A 2111-nucleotide genomic window follows, 5' to 3' on the forward strand; every position below is an offset into this window, starting at 1 on the left:
CCCGGCACCACCGAAGCCGAAGCCACGCGAGTGCTGGGGCAATTTCTGCGGGATGTGATGAAGCTCAACCCCCACAACTTCCGCCTCTTTGGCCCCGACGAGACGGCTTCCAACCGCTTGGATGCTGTGTTTGAGGCCAGCGACCGCACCTGGGTAGCTCCCATCTACGATTGCGACGAGCACCTCTCCCCAGATGGACGGGTGATGGAGATCCTCAGCGAGCACGTCTGTCAGGGCTGGCTAGAAGGCTACCTGTTGACCGGGCGACACGGGTTCTTCTCCTGTTACGAAGCCTTTATCCACCTGGTGGACTCCATGTTCAACCAACACGCCAAGTGGCTGAAAACCACCCGTCACATTCCTTGGCGGCGGCCCATCCCTTCCCTCAACTACCTGCTGACTTCCCACGTGTGGCGGCAGGATCACAACGGCTTTAGCCATCAGGATCCCGGCTTTTTGGATCACGTGGTCAACAAAAAGGCCGAAATCATCCGCGTCTACCTGCCCCCGGATACCAATACTCTGCTCTCGGTGGCCGACCACTGCCTGCGCAGCCGCCACTACGTGAATGTGATCGTGGCGGGCAAACAGCCGGCCCTGCAGTACCTGGACATGGATGCGGCCATCAAACACTGCACCCAGGGCTTGGGCATCTGGGAATGGGCCAGCAATGATCAGGGTTCAGAGCCGGATGTGGTCATGGCCTGCTGTGGCGATGTGCCCACCATGGAAACCCTGGCGGCGGTGGACTTTTTGCGGCAGCACCTGCCGGACATCAAGATCCGGGTGGTGAACGTGGTGAACCTAATGAAGCTGCAGCCGCCCAGCGAACACCCCCACGGCATTAGCGACAAGGAGTTTGTCAGTATCTTCACCCCCGACAAGCCCATCGTGTTTGCCTTCCACGGCTATCCTTGGCTCATCCACCGCCTCACCTACCGCCGTCCCAACCACCACAACCTGCACGTGCGCGGCTACAAGGAGGAAGGCACCACCACCACCCCCTTCGACATGTGCGTTCTCAACCAGGTGGATCGCTTTAACTTGGCCAACGACGTCTTGGAGCGGGTGGATCGCTTCAAGTACCGGCGGGATCACGTCCAGCAGCTTATCCGGGACAAGCTGGTGGAGCACAAGCAGTACATCTGCAAACACGGGGAAGATCTGCCGGAGGTGCGCAACTGGAAGTGGCCCTATTGAAGGGATCCCCACTCAACTAACTTTCGCCTCTGAGCTCTGGCAGGATAGAGTTTTTGAGGGTTTGGAGGTTGAGGGTGTGAGGGGTTCAGAAAGGGTGGATGCGGATACACTTCCCGATCTGGAGGTGGAAGAAACAGAGTGGGGCGGGATGGCGCTCTCGCTGGGGCTGGGTTTAGCCCTCTCGGCCCTTGTGATTGGGATCCGCCCCCAGGTGGTCGTTCCTTTTGGATTGAGCGCGTTGGGTTCGGCCCTGCTGGGATCCCTGCTCATCCCCGGGTTGCGGCGCTGGAAGGCGGGGCAAGTGATCCGCCAGGAGGGGCCCCAATCCCACCAGAAAAAAGCAGGCACACCCACCATGGGCGGGATCAGCTTTTTGCCCGTGGGGCTACTGGTGGCCGGGATCTGGAAAGGCCTACGGCCCGCTTACGCGAACGGCTGGGATCCCCATTGGCTGGCCGTCGCGCTGCTCACGCTGGCCTACAGCTTTGTCGGCTGGCTGGACGATTGGCTGGTGATCCGACAGCAATCCAACAAGGGGTTGTCTCCCCAACACAAGCTGTTGCTCCAGGTGGGAGTTGCCCTTGGGTTTTGTGTCTACCTGGCCTGGCAGGGGATCCCGACCAGTCTGACCTTGCCGGGGATAGGCACCCTCTCTCTGGGCTGGCTGTTCTGGCCCTTGGCCCTGTTTGTGTTGGTGGGCACCAATAATGCCGTAAACCTCACCGATGGTATGGACGGCTTGGCGGCAGGGGTGGTGGCCATCCTGCTGATTGGGCTGGGGCTCCTTCACAGGGATCCAGAGCTATCGGTGTTGGCTTTCACCCTGAGCGGTGCCTGCTTGGGGTTCCTGGTTCACAACCACCACCGGGCGCGGCTGTTCATGGGCGATACCGGATCCCTGGGGTTGGGGG

General features: G+C 60.6%; 1 protein-coding gene and 1 pseudogene. Both read left to right on the forward strand.

Translation table 11 applies throughout. The annotated features are described in order from the left end of the window. Positions 1–1200, forward strand: a pseudogene (locus tag NW815_RS07490) (phosphoketolase); the annotation flags it as partial. A 94-nt stretch (positions 1201–1294) separates the two neighbouring features. Further along, a partial coding sequence (gene mraY, locus NW815_RS07495; protein ID WP_414415859.1) for a phospho-N-acetylmuramoyl-pentapeptide-transferase occupies positions 1295–2111 on the forward strand: 817 nt, incomplete at its 3' end.

Source organism: Synechococcus sp. R6-7 (genome assembly GCF_047461695.1).
Classification (GTDB): Bacteria; Cyanobacteriota; Cyanobacteriia; order Thermostichales; family Thermostichaceae; genus Thermostichus.